A 19,163-nucleotide genomic window follows, 5' to 3' on the forward strand; every position below is an offset into this window, starting at 1 on the left:
ATACTTTACATTTACTGATTATTTGAGTTCTGAGAATTTCCACTACTATCTGACCCTCCACTATTTTCTGATGAAGGTGGAGTTGGTGTCGGTGTTGGATTGCTCGTATTTGGTTTTTCTTGATTTTGAGAAGAATCATTGTTAGTTACATCTTTGTTATTGTTTGAAGTTGTATTTTTGTTTTTGGAATTAGATTTATTATTTTTACTCTTTTCACTATAGGAAGATTTCTTTGCTTCTGATTCCACTCTATACCTATCTTCTCCAGCTGTGTCTTTTGCCTTTTTCTTTCGTTCTTCCTCTGCTTCATTCTGTTCTTTTTCTAATTTAGTCAATTCCTCTTTCTTTTTAGATGCTTCATTTTTAATAACAGATGAGCCGTTTTTAATTTTCTCTATAAGCTTAAGCTCTTTAATTGCATCCGTATAATTTGTAGCTTTTTCAAATTCATCCACATTTAGCATTCTCATAGATTGCATATACATAGCTCTTGCATTTTCATTAGCGCTATCTTCTTCTAATGCAGAGGATAATGCTTCCATAGCTTTTTTATAGTCATGTTTCTCTAAATATATTTTTCCTTGCTCAGTTGAACTTATTTCATCTTTTTTATTAAATGAACATCCTACAAGAAATATAGATAATATCGATATCAATAAAATTACTCTTCCTCTCATTAAATCCCTCCTTGTCATATACTTTAAATTTTATCATAATCAGGAAGTTTTTAAAATATTTTATATTTATTACAGGAAAATTGTTAATAAAACAGAAAATAAGTAGATATGACTTGAATAACTATAACAAACTAAAAATTAGTTTAAATCTATAGATATATTGTCTAATCTACTTATTTTAAAAATTAATATTTAATTCTTCTTCTATACTTCTAAAGATAATAAGTCTTCATAACTTTGTCTTTTACAAATTATCTTGTCATCTCCATCAAATACTGACACTACTGCTGCTCTTGGTATTTTATTATAATTTGAAGACATTGAATATCCATATGCACCTGTTGATGTTGTTATAAGTACATCTCCACTTTTTATATCCATTATATCTATATCTCCAATTAATATATCTCCACTTTCACAACATTTACCAGCTATTGTTACATGGTTCATAGTTTCATGGTTAATCTTATTTACAATACTGCATTCATAATTAGCTTGATATAGTGAAGGTCTTACATTGTCTGTCATACCTCCATCTACACTTACATAAACTCTAACATCTTTTATATCTTTTATTGAACCTACTGTATACAATGTACTTCCTGCATTTGCAACTATTGATCTTCCTGGTTCTATTACCAATGTAGGTACTTCTATTCCAAGTTCTTTACAAGAATTTTCTGCTTTAGTGATTATAGTTTCACAGAATTCTCTTATAGTTTTAGGTTTATCACCTTTACTATAATAAACACCTACACCTCCGCCTAAGTCAATTTCTGTCAGCTGTATATTAAATTTTTCTTTTATTTCTTTTACTAAGTTCATCATTATATCTACTGTATCTATGTATGGTTCTACATCAAATATTTGTGAACCGATATGAGCATGAAGACCTACCAATTTAATATTTGTATAATCATTCAATTTTTCTATTGCTCTAAACAAATCTCCATTTACTAAAGCAAAACCAAATTTAGAATCTATTTGACCTGTTTTTATATAATCGTGTGTGTGAGCTTCTATACCAGGTGTTATTCTAAAATATATTTCTTGAGTTTTCTCCTTCTCTTCACATAATTTTTCAATTAAATCTAACTCATAGAAATTATCTACTACAAACTTACCTACTCCCAAATCTAATCCCATATTTATTTCTTCTTCAGTTTTATTGTTTCCATGAAAGAAAACTTTTTCCATAGGAAAATTTGATTTATAAGCTGTATATAGTTCCCCTCCTGAAACTACATCCAAACACATCTCTTCTTCATTTATAAGATTACACATATAAAGAGGTAAAAATGCCTTACCTGCATAAGCAACTTTATTTTTTCCATCTTTAGCCTTAAAATATTTTATATATTCTCTACAGTTTTGTCTTACTAAGTCTTCGTCAAATACATATAATGGAGTTTGATATTTTTTACTAAGCTCTAGACAGCTTACACCTCCAATATATAATTCATTGTCTTTTACAGTCATAGTTCCATGAAGTTTCATAATATCCTCCCTAAGTTTTATATATTAAATACTTCTGCTATTTTCTCAATAGCTACTTGTTTATCATCAGAATTTATGGCACAAGTTATACGAATTTCTGATGTAGTTATAAGTTTTACCATTATACCATTTTCATTAAATATCTTAAATACTTTAGCAGCAACTCCAGAAGTATTTTTCATACCAAGACCTACTAAAGAGAATTTAGTGATGTTATTATCAATTACTACATGTTCTTCATTTGTATATTTAGACACTATCTTTTTGCACTCTCCTAATTCTTCTTTTGGAACTGTAAATGACACACTTATTTTATCTAAAATAGGTGCAGTTTGACTTATCATATCCACACTTATTCCCATAGTTGCTATATCTTCAAATAAACTAGATATATTTTCTACTTTAAAATCTTTTATTGTTATAGAACTATCATCATCACTAGTAGCTAATCCTGTTATTACTTTATCCTCTAATTTCATGTCTTTTCCCCCTCTTATATATGTTCCTTTTACTGTACCACATGTACGTCCAACATAAATTTCAACACCATATTTTTGTGCAAGTTCTATACTTCTTGAATGCATTACTTGTGCTCCTAAACTTGCTAATTCAAGCATCTCTTCATATTCAATCTCATCAAGTTTACTTGCCTTTGCATATTTTCTTGGGTCTGTAAAATAAATTCCATCAACATCTGTATATATCTCACATTTGCCATTTAATTTAACTGCAAGAGCTACAGCAGATGTGTCTGAACCACCTCTTCCAAGAGTAGTTACATCACCATCTTCATTGATTCCTTGAAATCCAGTTACTATTACAACATTCCCTTCATCTAAACTATTCTTTATTCTATTTACATTTATATCGTCAATTTGAGATTTTCCATGAAGTCCGCTTGTTTTTATATTTAATTGATAAGCATTATAGCTTATGGCTTTACAACCAAGTGCATTTAATGCTATTGATAATAAAGATGCCGAAATCATTTCTCCAGTAGACATTAAAGCATCTAGCTCTCTTTTACTAGGTTCATTACTCAATTCTTTTGCCAAGTTTATATATTCATCTGTTGATTTTCCCATAGCAGATACAACTATTACTATTTGTGGATTTTCTTTTCTTCTTTCTATTATATTTTCTGCAATTGACTTTATTTTGTCAGTATCTGCAACTGAACTTCCTCCATATTTTTGGACAATTATACTCATGCTTTTTCCCCCTCAAGCTAAATTTTGATAAATAAAAACGCCCAAAGGTATACTTTGGACGTGTGAACTTCATAGACCAAGTAACCTTGTAGCTCACCACTTTAAAAGTGACAGCCTTATGCATATTCTGCATAAGTCCAGAAAATCTGTTTGTCAACAACTTTTCTTCGGCTATAGACCCTTTCATCAATCATCAACACTTACCAGCTACTATTGATTACTCTTGAATATAGCTACCTCTACCCTAGGCTCATTATTATTAATTAATTTATTAATATAGTTTTATCATATTCTATATAATATTGCAACAATTTTTTTACAAAATGTGGCAAATCAAAAACTTTATTTTCTAAAATATCTTATATACAATTAAATAGTTTATTTAATCCTAAATCTATAAAATTTATACTATATTCATTATCTTCTTTCTCTAAGTCATTTAATTCAGATAAATTATCTGGTGTAACCACCAAAATATTTGGTACTCTAAAAAATGGAATTGTAGATTTATCTATTTTTCTAGAGAGATTCTCATATTTAGAAACATCTATTTCATTATTTAAATCAACATCTACTAAAACCTGCTTTATATTGCCAAATTGATCTGTATATTCAATAAATAAATCATATTTAACATCATCTACACTAACATTTCGATAAAATCTTTTTACATCACAACCTGCAGTATTAATTCTAACAACTAGTTCTGACCCTACTAGAGCCTTTATTAAATCATCTCCCTTAAAAAGCTTACTACCATTCAAATAGTAAACATATGAGAGGTCCTTATAGTTACGATAATCCACATCACATGGATATTTTTTTAGTGTATACTCACTACACATTTTTCTCAATGTTTTTTTGAAATTTTTTTTATTGTATCTTTTTTGGTCTCCATAAATCTTTCTAAATTGAGCTTCTGTAACACATCTAACCCTGCTAATTAAAAGCAATATCTCTTTTTCCATATTCGTCATAGTACATTCTCCTTGAAGTATTATTTGCAAAGTTGTACTAATATTATATTAAATTTATGACATTAAATTTACAAAGAATTAAAATAAAATAGCTAGTTTTTATAGAATTTATTTCTATAAAAACTAGCTATTAATGCACTAAACACTATCTACAGTTTTTTTACTAAGTTACACATTGCTTTGACTTTCAGAATCTTGTGAATTTGTATCTTCATTAGTTCCTGTCTCTTGTTTTGCTTTTTTATCATCAAAATTTGCAATATTTAAGTTATCAAATTCTGACATTTCAATTACACCAGACTCTTCTTTTGAATATGATATTTTAACTTTATCTCCAACTTGAGTCAATGGTAATTCGCTAGATACTTTTGAGGTAGCTTTAAATATTATCTCTTTATTAGAATCTAAAGTTACATAGTAATTAGTATTTCCTCCTCGCACATCAGGACTTATTCTAGTTACTACACCTTCTATAACTTCATCTTTCATATCATTATCAAGCTTTAAGTCATTGCCTTTAGATTCTAATGAATCTTTATAATTTCTTAAAGCTTCATTTTTATCTTCCCCTAGACCAAGTACATTATAATCTTCAACAGATACAAAGGCTACTCTCTTTACAAGACCAGCTTTATCTTTTAAAGATGATACATATGTTGGCTGACCTAATATATTGTACATAACAGGGAATGTAGCTTCATAATTCTTTTCTTGAACATTACCTTCAGCTGATTTCATCGCAGCTGTCTCAGTTGCTCCTGGCTGCTTATACAGTTTAGCTTCTTTAGTTCTAGAGTCAACAAGCATAAATCCAATTGTAGATTCATCTCCACCAGACGATGTTATACCTGTATACCAATATGACCTATTGTCATTTCCATAGACTAGCGATGTCCCTTCTGTTGGCACTAGTACTCCCTTTTCTGATATAACAGAATTTAAAAATCCATTGACATAAACACCCCAGTCTTGAATTTGGTCTGTTACAAATTTTTGTGGTTGTATTCTATCTACCCATTTAGGTGTATTTTTAACATTATAGACATTTATTTTTCCAGTTTCTGCATCAACGGTAGCTATGCCTGTAGCATTTGCTCCTCCGTAACCAATTTTATGTTCATATAAACTTACAACCCAATAAGGTCTTCCTTCATCATTTATTTCAAGAGTAAAATCTGTCATACCAACATTTACAATACCATGTATGTATAAATGTCTTTGTAAATCTTGATGTAAATAAGCTTCTGGTTGATATACTATCTTTATTGGTTTTCCATCTATTTCTTGAACTAGTTGAACATCTTGAGGATTACTTGCTGATACCTTTACATATCCACTTGTACCACTTAAAGATGTAACCCATTTAATTATATCTCTATGCACAAGAGGTGCTACCCAGTACAACTCTCCATCTACATTTTGTATATGAAACTTTCCTAATTTTGATACACTACCTATAGCTGGAACTTCTCCAAGTTTTTTATCACCTAATTTCATTGCCATGTCTTCATCTACAAGACGAATGTCATTTACACTGACAGGACTCATATCATCAGTAAATTTACTCTCAGTCACCTTTCCTAATAAGTCTTTATAGGCTTTTGCATGAAGTACAGGTGTAGAGGCTATAAAGGGTACAACTACAACATATACAAGTAAAGCTATTGCTATTGAAAAATTATATTTAGCAAGTTTAGATGTTCTTTCATTTCTATCTAGCATCATATCTAATATTCCTGCTACAACAAAAAATATTATTCCTACTGAAAATAAAGATGTGAAGTCCAGTCTAAGTACAGGTAATTTAATAAATGCATAAATTGCTACAATTATGAGTGAAACTCCATATGTTTTAAGATATCGTTTCATTTAATACTCCTCTCTATAAAATATTATTATTACTATTATATCCATATATTTACAAAAAATAAATATTTATCATATTTATTATGTATTAAGATATCTTTATACTTTTGTACCACTGTTTATTTATATTTGATATATATCTCAAAAAAATATTATAATCATGTAAATAACTATAGAAAATCAAAAACTGAAGAAAGTGTTCTAACTAAGATTTACGAATTCTTAATCCTCTCGAAGTTAAACTACCATCTTCAGCCTAATTATTTAGCAATATTTTTATATGATAAATTTTAAAATAAATTTTTTATATGTTTGCCATTTTGGATACATAAGAATGCTGTTTAGAATTATATTCTGACAATAAACCTTCATACTCTAAAGTTAAACCATTTAAATTATAGAAATCATTTGGTGTTACTTCAAATGCTTCTTTATTCAAAATATCTATTTCACTTTTTTCTAACATATCAGCAACAAAGTTTGAACATACGTATTTATATTCAACTTTTCTGTGAATATTCATAGACAAATATATCAATGCCATTATATCATAATAGTAATCTTCTCTATAATCACTAATTAATTTTATATTTTTAAATAGATTTTCATATTGTGAATTACATACTTCTAATGAATATACTCTACATACAGTATTTTTTCTTATAGCATATAAGCCTTGATTTATATTTTCTTCAACAAAGCCTCCAATAAATGGATTTCTTGGATTTAATCTCCCAAAAGAATACATTGGCTTTAAATTTTCATTTAATGATATTGACACATGTGTATACAGTTTTTTACTTATATTTCTTATTAAATAAGATAATACAGTTCCTGTATATGTTGTTACAATATAAATTTTATTCATCATTTCCCCCCAATCTAGTAATTAAATAATATTATACACTTACAACTTAATGTCATAAAATATTCTAACATAATAAAGGCTATTTTACAAATTTTGATTTTAAAGTGCTTTAATATTATATAAAATATAATAAAAATATAAATATAAATTTTCTATATTTTTAACCAACAGATGTTTTCTTTAAATTAATCAAATGATTTAGTATATCCTGAGCTTTTCCAGAATCCTTTAGATAACCTAATGCTCCATTTATTTGTGATTTTAAATCTATTTCTACTTCCATATCCAAATCAACATTTCCTTTTTTTATAGATATATTTTTAAGTGTTACTGGATAAAGATAACTTTTTTCTAAAGTAATTTTATTTCCATTAACCTCAAATGGAACCTTTTTATTGTAATTACTTAGTATTTTTTCTAGCATTTTATCACTTATTTTAAATTTTCCAATCTTTACATTTTCAAGACTTACAACCAAATCTTCATTTTTTAAAGTGGGTTTTAGTTCAAGCTCATATTGGCTATTGATTAGACCAAAGACCTTATATGGACCTGCCACTTTTATTTTTCCATCCTTCATCTCAACAAAATTATTTTCAAATTCTTTAATTCCATGTTTATTCATTAATGTATATATTAGATTTCTAAACTCTTCTTCGGAAACAGATACTTTTCCAACCATTCTAAGTGGATTTTTTACTATTTCCATAGAATTTATATATGAACCTTTTGATAAATACTCTTCGTCTATGATTTTATTATTTTGTGAACTAACATCATATCTCTCTTTTGGTGTTAATGTGTATACAACAATACCTGTTAACACTAAAATAATAACAATTAAGCTTAATATAATCTTTGCAATCCTTCCCATAATCGTCTCCTTTACAAATCTGTCAACAGATTTAAAATAAATTTAGATAACTAACTTCACATAATATTCTTAACAATATACATATTATAATACAGTCTTTTAAAGATTAATTCAACTAATCTGCTTTTTTGTAAATAAACTGTAAAAAAACATGTTTTTAGTATAAAAGTTAATATTTTGCATAATACTCTTAATTACACCTTTATTTTTTTCTAATCTTGGATTAAAATTAATATTATGCAATACAGTGTAGTGTTCTGTATTATAAGCAAATTAAATAGGAGGTATGAAAATATGTCAAATGAAACGAACTCATCTAACTTTATAAAAAATATTATTATAAATGACCTAGAAACAGGAAAACATGACAGTATAATAACTCGTTTTCCACCTGAACCAAACGGATATTTACATATTGGTCATGCAAAAAGTATATGTCTTAACTTTGGACTAGCTAAAGAATTTAATGGAAAGGCTAATTTAAGATTTGATGATACAAATCCATTAAAAGAAGATGTTGAATATGTAGAATCCATAAAAGAAGATGTTAAGTGGTTAGGATTTGATTGGAATGAATTAAATTTTGCATCTAACTACTTTGATGAAATGTACAAAAGAGCTTTAATCCTAATAAAAAAAGGTAAAGCTTATGTGTGTGAATTAACACAAGATGAAATGAGGGAGTATCGTGGCACTCTTACTGAACCTGGTAAAGAAAGCCCTTATAGAAATAGAACTATTGAAGAAAACCTAGATTTATTTGAAAGAATGAAAAATGGTGAATTTAAAGATGGAGAAAAAACATTAAGAGCTAAAATAGATATGTCTTCTCCAAATATAAACCTTAGAGACCCAATTATATACAGAATAGCTCATTCAACACATCATAATACAGGAGATAAATGGTGTATATATCCTATGTATGCTTTTGCCCATCCAATTGAAGATGCAATTGAAGGAATAACTCACTCTATATGTACTTTGGAGTTTGAAGACCAAAGACCTCTTTATGACTGGTTTGTCAGAGAATGTGAAATGGAAAATGTACCTAGACAAATAGAATTTGCTAGACTTAACATAAACAATACTGTTATGAGTAAAAGAAAATTAAAACAACTTGTAGACGAAGGAATTGTTGATGGTTGGGATGACCCTCGTGTTCCTACTATATCTGGAATTAGACGTAAGGGATATACTGCTGAAGCTTTACGTAATTTTTGTAGTGAAATAGGAGTATCGAAAGTTAACTCTACAGTAGACAGTCAAATGCTTGATTATTTCCTAAGAGAAAACTTACAGCCAAAGGCTCCACTTGCTATGGGAGTTTTAAGACCTTTAAAGCTAGTTATAACCAACTACCCAGAAGATAAGGTTGAAATGCTTGAAATAGAAAACAATGCTAAAGATGAATCTCAAGGTAAAAGATTAGTTCCTTTTTCTAGAGAATTATATATAGAACAAGATGATTTTATGGAAGAACCTATTAAAAAATATTTCAGATTTTTCCCAGGAAATGAAGTTCGTTTAAAAGGAGCTTATTTCGTAAAATGTACGGATGTAATTAAGGATGAAAATGGAAATGTAGTTGAAATACATGGTACTTATGACCCTGAAACTAAGAGTGGTTCTGGATTTACAGGTCGTAAAGTAAAATCTACAATACATTGGGTTGATGCTAAATCAGCTATACCATGTGAATTTAGATTGTTTGAGCCATTGATTCTTGATGATTTACCTGAAAATGAAGGAAAGCATTTCTTAGAACAGATAAATCCTAATTCATTAGAAATATTACAAGGTTTCGTTGAGCCTACACAAGTAAAAGATGCTAAACCTTTTGATAAATTCCAATTTGTTAGAAATGGGTTCTTTAGTATAGATAATAAATATACAACTAAGGAAAAACTTGTGTTCAATAGAATAGTTCCTTTAAAAAGCTCTTTTAAACCTGCTAAATAATTGTTATAACTAAAAAATGAAGACTTAAGATATAAATTACTTCTACTATAAATAAATTTAGTTAGAAGTAATTTTTTATTTTAGTCTTCATCATTTATTTTAAATAATTAACTTTTTCCACTACAGATTCCCATAACCTCTATTCCATCTTTTATACATTCTATATTGAGAGGAAAATCTGGACCTTTTTCCCCATCAATGTCTGTTATAAGAGAATCTTTACATTCTATATCTACTTTTTTAGTTTTAAAATACAATATTTCATTTCCATTATATTGATCTAAGTAATCACCTCTAAGCACACTTATCAAAACTGGTATTGATTTTGGAATTGGCATTCCTTTAAAAATAATTACATCTAAATATCCATCATCTATTTCAGCTTTATATGCTAAATTTATATTTCCTGCTGTTTTTCCATTAAAAATCAGCATAAGATACATATCTCCATCATAATTCATCTCTTTGGAATATACTTTTATCTTAAACTTCCTCATATACAATGCTTCTTCTATTCCCTTTATATAATAAGAAATTCTTCCAAACGAATTCTTTAAGTCTGTGCTTATTCTTTGTGATACATCAGTAAACATACCTGCACTTGCGACATTTATAAAGTATTTATTATTTACCTTCCCTATGTCTATTTTCTTTGGCTTTGAATTTATGATTTCCTTTATAGCTTCTTTTATATCAAATGGAATTTGAAGAGCATTTGAAAAATCATTTGCAGTTCCTGTAGGTAAAATTCCGATTGGAATCTTTATATCTAACTCTTTCATTGAATTTACAACTAAATCTATAGTTCCATCGCCACCTGCTATTAGTATATGGTCATAGGAACTATCTACTTCTTTAAATGCATTATTTACAGGCTCTTTAATATTCAATCTATAGGGTATCAATAAATAATTTTGTTTTTGATATAATTCTATAATAGTATCTAAATTTGATAATATTTTTTTTTCACCTGAATTAGGATTGTATATAAGTTTTACTTTTTTCATTATTTCTCCTTACTTATTTTATTCTTTTAATATCCAAAGTCCTCGTTTAAGAAAATTACATGTATTCTTTCTGGTGCTAATTGTCTTTTTATAAGTGTATAGCTACAGCAAATTCTTCCTGGACTTGAACAATCTATACATATGCCAGTAGTCTTACATCCAGTATTTGTATTCAGTCTCTTGCAATTTGCTGGAGCGGCTATTGTTTTAGTTCTTTTTATAGCTTCATCTACATCTTTAACTATTTTATTTACACCTGCTACAACTATTACTTTGTCTGGTCCATATATCATAGCAGCTACTCTATTTCCATTTCCATCTAAATTATAGAGCTCTCCATTTTCTGTTATTGCATTAGTACTTGTAAAATAAGCATCTGCACAAAATGATTTTCTGTATATTTCTTTCATTTCTTCTGGTTTAATATCTTTTGCATATCTATCAAGAAAATCATATTTTTCTCTTATAAAGTCAATAACTCCTGTCTCAAATAAAGTCATAGAGCCACCACAACCTACTAAAGAACCTACTTCTACTATTTCTTCAATTTTTTTAAGAAGCTCTTCTTTATTATTTACTAGATACCCTTTCATGTTATTACTTTCTAGAGATTTTATTGTTTTTTCTATTCTTTTTTCTTTAAGCCAATTTAGATTTTGATCCATCTCAACTTCCCCCTTATTTTCAATATGTATTAGTTTGTTATAAATTTTATTTTCTTTATAGTTTTATTTTAGTACATCTAAGAAAAAATACAATATAAAACTTTAAATAAATTTTCCATAAATTTTTTTATAAGACTAACTCATAATTTATAATTAAAAAGGAAAGTAGATGTATTTTTCTACTTTCCCTATATTGTATGTAGTATTATATATTTTCTGAAATCTATATATTAATTATATGCTTTATTTTATTAAATATCACAATTAATTTAAGTGTAATATCATATTCTTTTTTAAACATATAAATTGTATTATTAAGTTTATTATATCCAATTTTAATAAATAATGTCACTAATTTGATGAAGAAGATGCTATAGCTGCACTTGTAGCTGCCATTACACAAGCAACTTGAATAGCAATAATAATATTTAAAAATATATTATTAGCTATAGAATCTATATTATTTTCTTTTTGTATTGAATCTGCATAAATAGAAGCCACAACAGCAGAACTAATCATTACTCTATTGCTTTTTCCTAAAGACCAATTCCCAAAACCTTTTTCTTCTTTAAGTCTATTTGAAACATTTTTTATATTTTCTATTATTTCATTTTCTTTATAATCTAATAACGAAATTGCTCCTATTATTGGATACCCATAATAATTTAACTTACAATCATTCTCTTTAAATGCTTTTTTAAGTTCAATAGTTTTTTTGCATTTACCCATTGTTCTATCTTCGCTAAATAAAAGAATTTGAGATAGTGCTTGTAAGTCATTGCCTTTATAAAAACCATTTTTATTTAGAAATTCATAGCATTTTTCTATGTATTCTAAATCTTCTTCTAAATTTTTTGAATGAATTGCAATAAGTGCTATATTACAATAGTCATCACTAGATGTTAAAAATGGATGTTTTTTCCTCATATATTCGTATACTGTTTTCATTTTTGATATACATGTAATATAATCCATTTTATCTCTATTTTCATAGACTATTGATGCTGTAAGTGGTAAATATGTATCTCCCCAAAACTTTTCATTTTTAAGATTTTTATATATCTCTAAAATCATCTTAAAACTACTTTCTGGATTTGATTCAAATGAAAGTAGTGTTGCAATATAAAATATGTTATATCCTCTAAAGTTAGAGAATAATCCAGTATTTTTTTTAATAAGCTCTATTCGCTCTTCTACTAATCTAGGGCTTATCCTCTTGTTCTTAAGCGTAAATGCAAGTGCACAACTATGTTGAATTAACCCCATTTGCCAAGAACCTTTAACTTCATTTAATGCTTTATAATTTTCCATTAATAAGTTTATTTTCCCATTTATAAAAGTTTGTTCCATATTGCCCTCCCAGTAATATACATTGTTGTATTAATTAACTTAATATCTATTATATATGTAATAAATATTGCAATCAATACATATTACTTGAAGAAGAACTATTATTCCATAATGATGTATCCTTTTTTATAGTGCCTTCCCATATTATTAACCCTGTCATAATACTCTGATTCACTTTCGTTACTCCATTTGGGTACAAATACATCTATCGCATTAGAATTACTAAAATACTTACTAGACCCCCTATCCATAACGGTTTTTACTTTACCATCTACAATAATCTTAGTTCCAAAACTTAAGTGATTGTTTGCCACAAAACCATCTTCTAAATCATCTCCTGTAGCAGTTATAGCTCCATATCCATTTTCTTGGTTAAGGCTGGTATAATAACTCACTTCAAATGTTATAGGAATTAAATCCTTTATTTTGATTCCTAGCTGGTTTTCTAGTCTCTCTTTTTGCACTTTCAATTTATACTCATCACTGCTTTTATAGTCTTCCATACCTTGATTATATTTAGAATTAAAGTTTTTACCTGAAGTTACTATAGTATCTATATTTACTATAGATTCTTTACAATGCTCTGCATCTATTTTTGTTTCTCCATTTACCAATAATGGAGTTAAACATACACTACATACAACACATGTAATCAATGCTTCTTTAAGCTTCATAAATTCCCCCCTTATTATTTTGATATATTAGCATATTTAATATTATATGTCTACATTTAGATTTAAATGCCATACTCATTTGCTTTAAGAAGTTGTCTTATACTTAATTCACCCTAAACCTTTATAAATCCTTCATCTTAGAATCATATAGTATAAGGCTTTTATGACTAAATATTTTTTTTATTAATCTTTTTAATAGCTCAAAACCACTTCTATTTAATTTTTCTATTTTTAAGAATTTAAGAATTAAAATTCTATAATTTTAAAACATATTGATTTTATTTTTTTGAAATGCTATAATTTTTTTAAGAGGTGATTAATATGATAAAAAATACAAAACAAATTACAGTTGAAGTTAATGAAATTTTATTACAAGAAGTATACAAAATGACTAATAATGAAAATACAGATTTATCAAACTTTATAAACGAATCAATCATAAATTATATTCTTGAAAATAGAAAAGATGACATTGAAAATAAAGATTTAGAAGAAGTAATTAATTTCTATAAAAAAGATAATATAGAAAATCCTAAAAGTGCAGCAAGAGCTATTGCTGAAGCAAAAACTCATACATTATACTAAACAAATAAAAAGTTCCTAAAAATTAGGAACTTTTCTTTTTATTTTAATGGCTATTAATATCTATTTTAGTAATATTTATTTTATACTTATAAATACTCATTTAAACAACAAGACAATCTAATACATTGTCATTTAATATACTATAAATAATCAATATAAAAATAAAATTACAACTTTTAATATACCTAAAAAATAATCAATTTGTATAAATAATAAAAAAATTTTAGTTTTCTATTTTAATAATCGATATTTAGCTAAGCTCCGATTAACTATAAGTCTAATATAAAATTAAATATCAATAAATTTGATTTTATATTAGACTTATAGTATTAAAATGCATTAGAAAACTAGGGATACTTAATAAATAAATCTATGTATTTTACAGTTTACTTCACTTTTAATTCATTTTACTAATTATTGTAAAAACTATTTATTTTATGATAATTAAATTCATCTTAAAAATAACTAATAAGCCTTAGTTTTTATATACTATTAAATGCTTAAATGTTCATACATTTAAACATACAATTACTACAAAAAATATATGTTTAAAGTTATTCTTGCTATTAATCTCAAACAAACTATTCATCTTTCTTAATGTCTTTTACCCATTTTTCAACAGAATTTAATTCCTCCTCATTTACCCCCTTTTTGAACAATGCTTTCATAAAGCTTTCAATAGAACTTCCATGCATATTATCTAGAAAAGTTTTTGTTTCAAAATGTAAATATTCAGCTTCTCCAATAATAACTGTATAATGTGTATGTCTATCTATCTTTTTAGCATCTAAGAACTTCTTATTTACTAATCTTGATAAAAGTGTTAGTGTTGTAGTTTGCTTCCAATCATATAGTTTTTCCATAGCTTCAATGACATCTTTTGATGTTACTGTAAAATCTGATCCCCAAATAAATTTCATGACCTTTAATTCCGCTGGTGGTATTTTAGTAATAGTCATATGATTTTACACTCCTCTCAAACTTATACATAATTAAATACTATATTAATAAACTTTCCCAGTCAAAGGTTTTATTCAAAATATACAATTCAAATTTATTAATATAAAAAACTTATATTTTCAGTACCAATCAAACATAAAAAACCCAAAAGTAAATAATAAATTTTATTTATATATATAAGTATAACAGATTATCAAATTAAAATTCTAATATTTAAGATAATATACTCATTTTATAATCAATAAATATCAATATTTGAAATAGCCATAAATTTATTTCAAAAACTATTTTTGAGTTTATCCATATGTTATAATAAATGTATAAAATTTTGATTGGTGGGTTATATATGAATGCATTTATTAGAAAACGAAACAAGAATTATGTAGTTTATCTTGAATTTACAGATGAAGATACTGGAAAAAGAAAACAAAAGAACATGGGTATTTTTGATAAAAAAAGAGATGCGAGCAAAAGGTTAAATGAAGTAAAAGAAAGTCTGTATAAAGATGGCTTTTTAATTCCAAACGAAATCACTGTCTCAGAATTTCTATTAGATTTTTTAAAAAAGTACAGTGAAAATATATCATTAGCTACATACAACAATTATGTTAGTATTTGTAAGAATTATATTAATCCCTCTATTGGTAAATATAAAATACAGGATTTACATCCAATTCATATACAGAACTACATTGATAAACTATCTCATAAATTGAATCCTCAATCAATTAAGATTCATATAAATATATTGAAACTTGCAATAAAAAGAGCATATAGACTCAAATTAGTAAAAGAAAATATTATGGATAATATAGAAGCTCCAAGATATAAAAAATTTAAAAATGAAATTTATGACAAAGAACAAATGATAAAATTGTTGAAATTGTCAAAAAATACATATATGGAATTACCTATTAATTTAGCAGTTGGTTTAGGTCTTAGAATTTCAGAAGTTTTAGGTTTGACTTGGGATAATATTGATTTTGAAGAGAATACAATAACTGTAAATAAGATAACAGCTCGAATTAATGGCTCTGTAATTCTTAAAGAACCAAAGACTGAAAGCTCTATTAGAAAAATATCTGCTCCAAAGGAATTAATCTTTTTACTAAAGGAATATAAAATAAAACAAAATAAAAACTTATTAAAGTCTTCTATTAGAAATAGTCATGACTTGTTATTTTTCAATAAAAAATGTGAACCTATTGCTGAAGATGTTATGAGTAAAAAATTCAAAAGATTTTTAGAAAAGAATGACTTGCCACACATTAGATTTCATGATTTAAGACATTCACATGTTACTTTACTTATAAATTCTAAGGTACCTATAAAAGTTATCTCAGAAAGAGTTGGTCATTCAAATATAAATACAACCTTAAATGTTTATTCCCATGTTCTAAAAGAAATGGATAAAGAAGCATCTGACAAAATTTCTGAGAACTTATTTAATGCCAACTAATATTACATTTTTTAATTATAACTACTCTAGCCTTTATCATCTATAAAATTAATTTTTACTACTAATAAAATTAAAGTTAAATTAATATTCAAATTTAATTTTATAATAGAAGAGTTAAAATATATTTATTACAAAATAGTTTTAGCGTTATAAACTTAATTTATTTTCTCAAGATGTTGATGAAATTTTTATGGAAGCACGTAACACAACAGTTAAAATCATTTGTAGCTTAGGTGGTATTGTTACTAGTAAAGCAGAAGATTTTTATGATGAAAAAGTAACGCCTATAACCTTACAAAAAATACATTATCATAAAAGAGAATGTCTATAGACTTATGAAATTATATTATATAACTTCTTCTTATTATGTCTCCAAACATTATTGTAATTTGACACAATGTAAACAATCAATTTTGATTTGGAGACATGTACTTTTTATAATAAAAATCCATACATCTTTCTATCCGTAGTTCTGTTTGAGTCATCTCTACAACCCTATTTACTACAATATATATACTAAATAAAAAACCTCCTAATATTTGATTAAATACCTAGATACTTCTATAGCGTATTCTCAAACATTAAAAGGTTTTTATTCTAATAATTATAATTAGTAAAAATAATATTTAAACTAACAATTATTTATCTTTCCCATACATTTTAGCTAATTGGTCTTGTATCTCTTTACTTTCTAAATACTCATCAAAATCCATCTTTCTATCCATTATTCCATTTGGAGTTATCTCTATAATTCTATTTGCTATAGTAGATATAAACTCATGGTCATGAGAAGTAAATAAAAGCACCCCAGGGAATTTTTCAAGTCCTTTGTTAACAGAAGTTATACTTTCTAAGTCTAAGTGGTTAGTAGGGTCATCTAACACAAGTACATTTGCATTTGAAAGCATTAGCTTACTAAGCATACATCTAACTTTTTCTCCTCCAGATATAACTTGAGCTTCTTTTAAAGCTTCTTCTCCAGAGAATAACATTCTACCTAAAAATCCTCTTATAAAACTCTCACTTTTTTCTTCAGAAAACTGTCTAAGCCAGTCAACTAGAGAATACTCTACTCCATCAAAAAACTTATTATGGTTTTTTGGAAGATAATCTTGAGAAGTAGTTACTCCCCATTTATATTCTCCACTATCTGGTTCAAGTTCTCCCATAACTATATTTAAAAGTGCAGTAGTAGCTATTTCATCACCCATAAATACTACTTTGTCATCTCTATCCAATCTAAATGAAACATTATCAAGTACTTTAACTCCATCTATAGTTTTAGTTAAATTGTGTACTTCTAAAACTTCATTACCAATTTCCCTAGCAGGTGTAAATCCTACATATGGATATCTTCTTCTTGATGGTTGTATATCTTCAATTTCTAATTTGTCTAATTGTTTCTTTCTAGATGTAGCTTGTTTAGCTTTTGAAGCATTAGAACTAAATCTAGCTATGAATTCCTTTAATTGAGCTATCTTTTCCTCAGTCTTTTTGTTTTGGTCTTTAGCAAGTTGTAATGCTAATTGACTTGATTCATACCAGAAGTCGTAGTTTCCAACATACATCTGTATTTTACCAAAGTCAACATCAACTATATTAGTACATATTTGATTTAAGAAATGTCTATCATGTGATACTATTATAACTATAGACTCTTCTAAATCCATTATAAAATTATTTAACCAATTTATTGATTTAAAATCCAAGTGGTTTGTAGGCTCATCCATTAATAGTATTTCAGGTTTTCCAAAAAGTGATTGTGCTAATAACACTTTAACCTTCTCTCCACCAACTAATTCTTTCATTTGTTTGTAATGCATATCCTTAGTTATACCAAGACCCATAAGTATTTTTTCAGCGTTAGTTTCTGCATCCCATCCATCAAGTTCTGCAAACTCACCTTCAAGTTCAGCAGCTTTTATTCCATCTTCTTCGCTGAAATCTTCTTTCATATATAAAGCATCTTTTTCATGCATTATACTCCAAAGTCTTTCATGACCTCTTATAACAACATTTAAAACAGTTTCTTCCTCATATTCGAAGTGGTCCTGTTTTAAAACTGACATTCTTTCTTTATCAGTTATAGACACATTCCCTGTATTTGGTTCTATTTCTCCTGATAATATTTTTAAAAAAGTAGATTTTCCCGCACCATTAGCTCCTATTATTCCATAGCAATTTCCTTTAGTGAATTTTAAGTTAACATCTTTAAATAGTTCCTTATCACCAAATCTAAGTCCAACACCTGTAACTTGTAACATTAATGTATTTTCCTTTCTTTTTGTTCATAATTTATTTTATCATAAAATTTTGATAACATTTTTATTCTCACGTAAACAGCATATTTTTTATACCAAATTCGTGAAATATTTATTAAAATTGTATTAAAGATTGTAAGTTTCATAAAAATTAACAATCTATTATATTATACTTATAAAAAAATCAAATTGCAACTTTATTAATTCTTTTACACACTCTAAATACTTTATTTGAATCTTTAAACTGTTTTAGCTATTAGTAAAAATATATTT

General features: G+C 26.8%; 17 protein-coding genes and 1 riboswitch. Of the genes, 4 read left to right on the forward strand and 13 right to left on the reverse strand.

Annotated features, from left to right (window positions below):
• Positions 1 to 11: 11 nt before the first annotated feature.
• The 7 genes from IC219_RS02900 to IC219_RS02930 all read right to left on the reverse strand — a co-directional run bounded on the left by IC219_RS02900 (position 12) and on the right by IC219_RS02930 (position 7,970).
• Positions 12 to 677: a hypothetical protein gene (locus tag IC219_RS02900; RefSeq protein WP_227435027.1), complete on the reverse strand. Its 666-nt coding sequence runs from the start codon at positions 675 to 677 to the stop codon at positions 12 to 14.
• A gap of 204 nt (positions 678 to 881) precedes the next feature.
• Positions 882 to 2,174 carry a diaminopimelate decarboxylase gene (gene lysA / locus IC219_RS02905; protein WP_227482594.1) on the reverse strand — a complete coding sequence of 431 codons (1,293 nt, stop codon included), beginning with the start codon at positions 2,172 to 2,174 and terminating at the stop codon, positions 882 to 884.
• Between the two features lie 17 nt (positions 2,175 to 2,191).
• The gene (locus tag IC219_RS02910) at positions 2,192 to 3,385 is read right to left on the reverse strand and encodes an aspartate kinase (RefSeq protein ID WP_227830588.1); all 1,194 of its coding nucleotides are present in this window, start codon (positions 3,383 to 3,385) and stop codon (positions 2,192 to 2,194) included.
• An 81-nt stretch (positions 3,386 to 3,466) separates the two neighbouring features.
• Positions 3,467 to 3,635, reverse strand: a riboswitch (Lysine riboswitch).
• Between the two features lie 109 nt (positions 3,636 to 3,744).
• Complete coding sequence (locus tag IC219_RS02915) at positions 3,745 to 4,362, reverse strand: hypothetical protein (protein WP_227435022.1); 618 nt, start codon at positions 4,360 to 4,362, stop codon at positions 3,745 to 3,747.
• A 168-nt stretch (positions 4,363 to 4,530) separates the two neighbouring features.
• A complete protein-coding gene (locus IC219_RS02920) occupies positions 4,531 to 6,231 on the reverse strand; it encodes a hypothetical protein (protein ID WP_227482592.1) in 1,701 nt (566 codons plus the stop codon).
• A gap of 301 nt (positions 6,232 to 6,532) precedes the next feature.
• On the reverse strand, positions 6,533 to 7,096 hold the full coding sequence (locus IC219_RS02925) for a hypothetical protein (RefSeq protein WP_227482591.1): 564 nt from the start codon (positions 7,094 to 7,096) through the stop codon (positions 6,533 to 6,535).
• Positions 7,097 to 7,256: 160 nt separating this feature from the next.
• Complete coding sequence (locus IC219_RS02930) at positions 7,257 to 7,970, reverse strand: DUF2140 domain-containing protein (RefSeq protein WP_227823981.1); 714 nt, start codon at positions 7,968 to 7,970, stop codon at positions 7,257 to 7,259.
• A 294-nt stretch (positions 7,971 to 8,264) separates the two neighbouring features.
• Here IC219_RS02930 and IC219_RS02935 point away from each other — a divergent pair, with 294 nt between their 5' ends.
• On the forward strand, positions 8,265 to 9,929 hold the full coding sequence (locus IC219_RS02935) for a glutamine--tRNA ligase/YqeY domain fusion protein (protein ID WP_227435015.1): 1,665 nt from the start codon (positions 8,265 to 8,267) through the stop codon (positions 9,927 to 9,929).
• Between the two features lie 107 nt (positions 9,930 to 10,036).
• Here IC219_RS02935 and IC219_RS02940 read toward each other — a convergent pair whose 3' ends face one another.
• The 4 genes from IC219_RS02940 to IC219_RS02955 all read right to left on the reverse strand — a co-directional run bounded on the left by IC219_RS02940 (position 10,037) and on the right by IC219_RS02955 (position 13,625).
• Positions 10,037 to 10,936 carry a YegS/Rv2252/BmrU family lipid kinase gene (locus tag IC219_RS02940; protein WP_227435009.1) on the reverse strand — a complete coding sequence of 300 codons (900 nt, stop codon included), beginning with the start codon at positions 10,934 to 10,936 and terminating at the stop codon, positions 10,037 to 10,039.
• A 26-nt stretch (positions 10,937 to 10,962) separates the two neighbouring features.
• A complete protein-coding gene (locus IC219_RS02945) occupies positions 10,963 to 11,601 on the reverse strand; it encodes a lactate utilization protein (protein ID WP_227435003.1) in 639 nt (212 codons plus the stop codon).
• Between the two features lie 351 nt (positions 11,602 to 11,952).
• The gene (locus IC219_RS02950; protein ID WP_227435001.1) at positions 11,953 to 12,951 is read right to left on the reverse strand and encodes a DUF4003 domain-containing protein; all 999 of its coding nucleotides are present in this window, start codon (positions 12,949 to 12,951) and stop codon (positions 11,953 to 11,955) included.
• Positions 12,952 to 13,052: 101 nt separating this feature from the next.
• Entirely contained in the window at positions 13,053 to 13,625 is a 573-nt protein-coding gene (locus IC219_RS02955) for a hypothetical protein (RefSeq protein ID WP_227435000.1), read from the reverse strand.
• Between the two features lie 321 nt (positions 13,626 to 13,946).
• On the opposite strand from IC219_RS02955, the gene IC219_RS02960 reads away from it, so the two are divergent.
• Entirely contained in the window at positions 13,947 to 14,210 is a 264-nt protein-coding gene (locus tag IC219_RS02960) for a hypothetical protein (protein WP_227830589.1), read from the forward strand.
• A gap of 581 nt (positions 14,211 to 14,791) precedes the next feature.
• On the opposite strand, the gene IC219_RS02965 is transcribed toward IC219_RS02960, so the two are convergent.
• The gene (locus IC219_RS02965; RefSeq protein ID WP_227434997.1) at positions 14,792 to 15,169 is read right to left on the reverse strand and encodes a BlaI/MecI/CopY family transcriptional regulator; all 378 of its coding nucleotides are present in this window, start codon (positions 15,167 to 15,169) and stop codon (positions 14,792 to 14,794) included.
• 347 nt (positions 15,170 to 15,516) lie between these two features.
• Between IC219_RS02965 and IC219_RS02970 the strand changes: the two genes are divergently transcribed.
• Both IC219_RS02970 and IC219_RS02975 read left to right on the forward strand, forming a co-directional pair.
• Complete coding sequence (locus IC219_RS02970; RefSeq protein WP_227482587.1) at positions 15,517 to 16,629, forward strand: tyrosine-type recombinase/integrase; 1,113 nt, start codon at positions 15,517 to 15,519, stop codon at positions 16,627 to 16,629.
• A 190-nt stretch (positions 16,630 to 16,819) separates the two neighbouring features.
• Entirely contained in the window at positions 16,820 to 16,960 is a 141-nt protein-coding gene (locus tag IC219_RS02975) for a hypothetical protein (RefSeq protein ID WP_227482586.1), read from the forward strand.
• A 307-nt stretch (positions 16,961 to 17,267) separates the two neighbouring features.
• Here the strand turns inward: IC219_RS02975 and IC219_RS02980 are convergent, their stop codons facing one another.
• Positions 17,268 to 18,893, reverse strand: coding sequence for an ABC-F family ATP-binding cassette domain-containing protein (locus IC219_RS02980; RefSeq protein ID WP_227434992.1), 1,626 nt, complete (start codon positions 18,891 to 18,893; stop codon positions 17,268 to 17,270).
• Positions 18,894 to 19,163 lie beyond the last annotated feature (270 nt).

This window comes from Clostridioides sp. ES-W-0018-02 (genome assembly GCF_020658175.1).
Lineage (GTDB): Bacteria > Bacillota > Clostridia > Peptostreptococcales > Peptostreptococcaceae > Clostridioides.

Bases quoted from the DNA above. Each gene is read 5' to 3' on its own strand.
- IC219_RS02915 (WP_227435022.1), bottom strand. From the start codon at position 4,362: ATGACGAATATGGAAAAAGAGATATTGCTTTTAATTAGCAGGGTTAGA.
- IC219_RS02945 (WP_227435003.1), bottom strand. From the start codon at position 11,601: ATGGATCAAAATCTAAATTGGCTTAAAGAAAAAAGAATAGAAAAAACA.
- IC219_RS02920 (WP_227482592.1), bottom strand. From the start codon at position 6,231: ATGAAACGATATCTTAAAACATATGGAGTTTCACTCATAATTGTAGCA.
- IC219_RS02955 (WP_227435000.1), bottom strand. From the start codon at position 13,625: ATGAAGCTTAAAGAAGCATTGATTACATGTGTTGTATGTAGTGTATGT.
- lysA (WP_227482594.1), bottom strand. From the start codon at position 2,174: ATGAAACTTCATGGAACTATGACTGTAAAAGACAATGAATTATATATT.
- IC219_RS02965 (WP_227434997.1), bottom strand. From the start codon at position 15,169: ATGACTATTACTAAAATACCACCAGCGGAATTAAAGGTCATGAAATTT.
- IC219_RS02930 (WP_227823981.1), bottom strand. From the start codon at position 7,970: ATGGGAAGGATTGCAAAGATTATATTAAGCTTAATTGTTATTATTTTA.
- IC219_RS02980 (WP_227434992.1), bottom strand. From the start codon at position 18,893: ATGTTACAAGTTACAGGTGTTGGACTTAGATTTGGTGATAAGGAACTA.
- IC219_RS02940 (WP_227435009.1), bottom strand. From the start codon at position 10,936: ATGAAAAAAGTAAAACTTATATACAATCCTAATTCAGGTGAAAAAAAA.
- IC219_RS02960 (WP_227830589.1), top strand. From the start codon at position 13,947: ATGATAAAAAATACAAAACAAATTACAGTTGAAGTTAATGAAATTTTA.
- IC219_RS02975 (WP_227482586.1), top strand. From the start codon at position 16,820: ATGGAAGCACGTAACACAACAGTTAAAATCATTTGTAGCTTAGGTGGT.
- IC219_RS02900 (WP_227435027.1), bottom strand. From the start codon at position 677: ATGAGAGGAAGAGTAATTTTATTGATATCGATATTATCTATATTTCTT.
- IC219_RS02970 (WP_227482587.1), top strand. From the start codon at position 15,517: ATGAATGCATTTATTAGAAAACGAAACAAGAATTATGTAGTTTATCTT.
- IC219_RS02925 (WP_227482591.1), bottom strand. From the start codon at position 7,096: ATGAATAAAATTTATATTGTAACAACATATACAGGAACTGTATTATCT.
- IC219_RS02910 (WP_227830588.1), bottom strand. From the start codon at position 3,385: ATGAGTATAATTGTCCAAAAATATGGAGGAAGTTCAGTTGCAGATACT.
- IC219_RS02935 (WP_227435015.1), top strand. From the start codon at position 8,265: ATGTCAAATGAAACGAACTCATCTAACTTTATAAAAAATATTATTATA.
- IC219_RS02950 (WP_227435001.1), bottom strand. From the start codon at position 12,951: ATGGAACAAACTTTTATAAATGGGAAAATAAACTTATTAATGGAAAAT.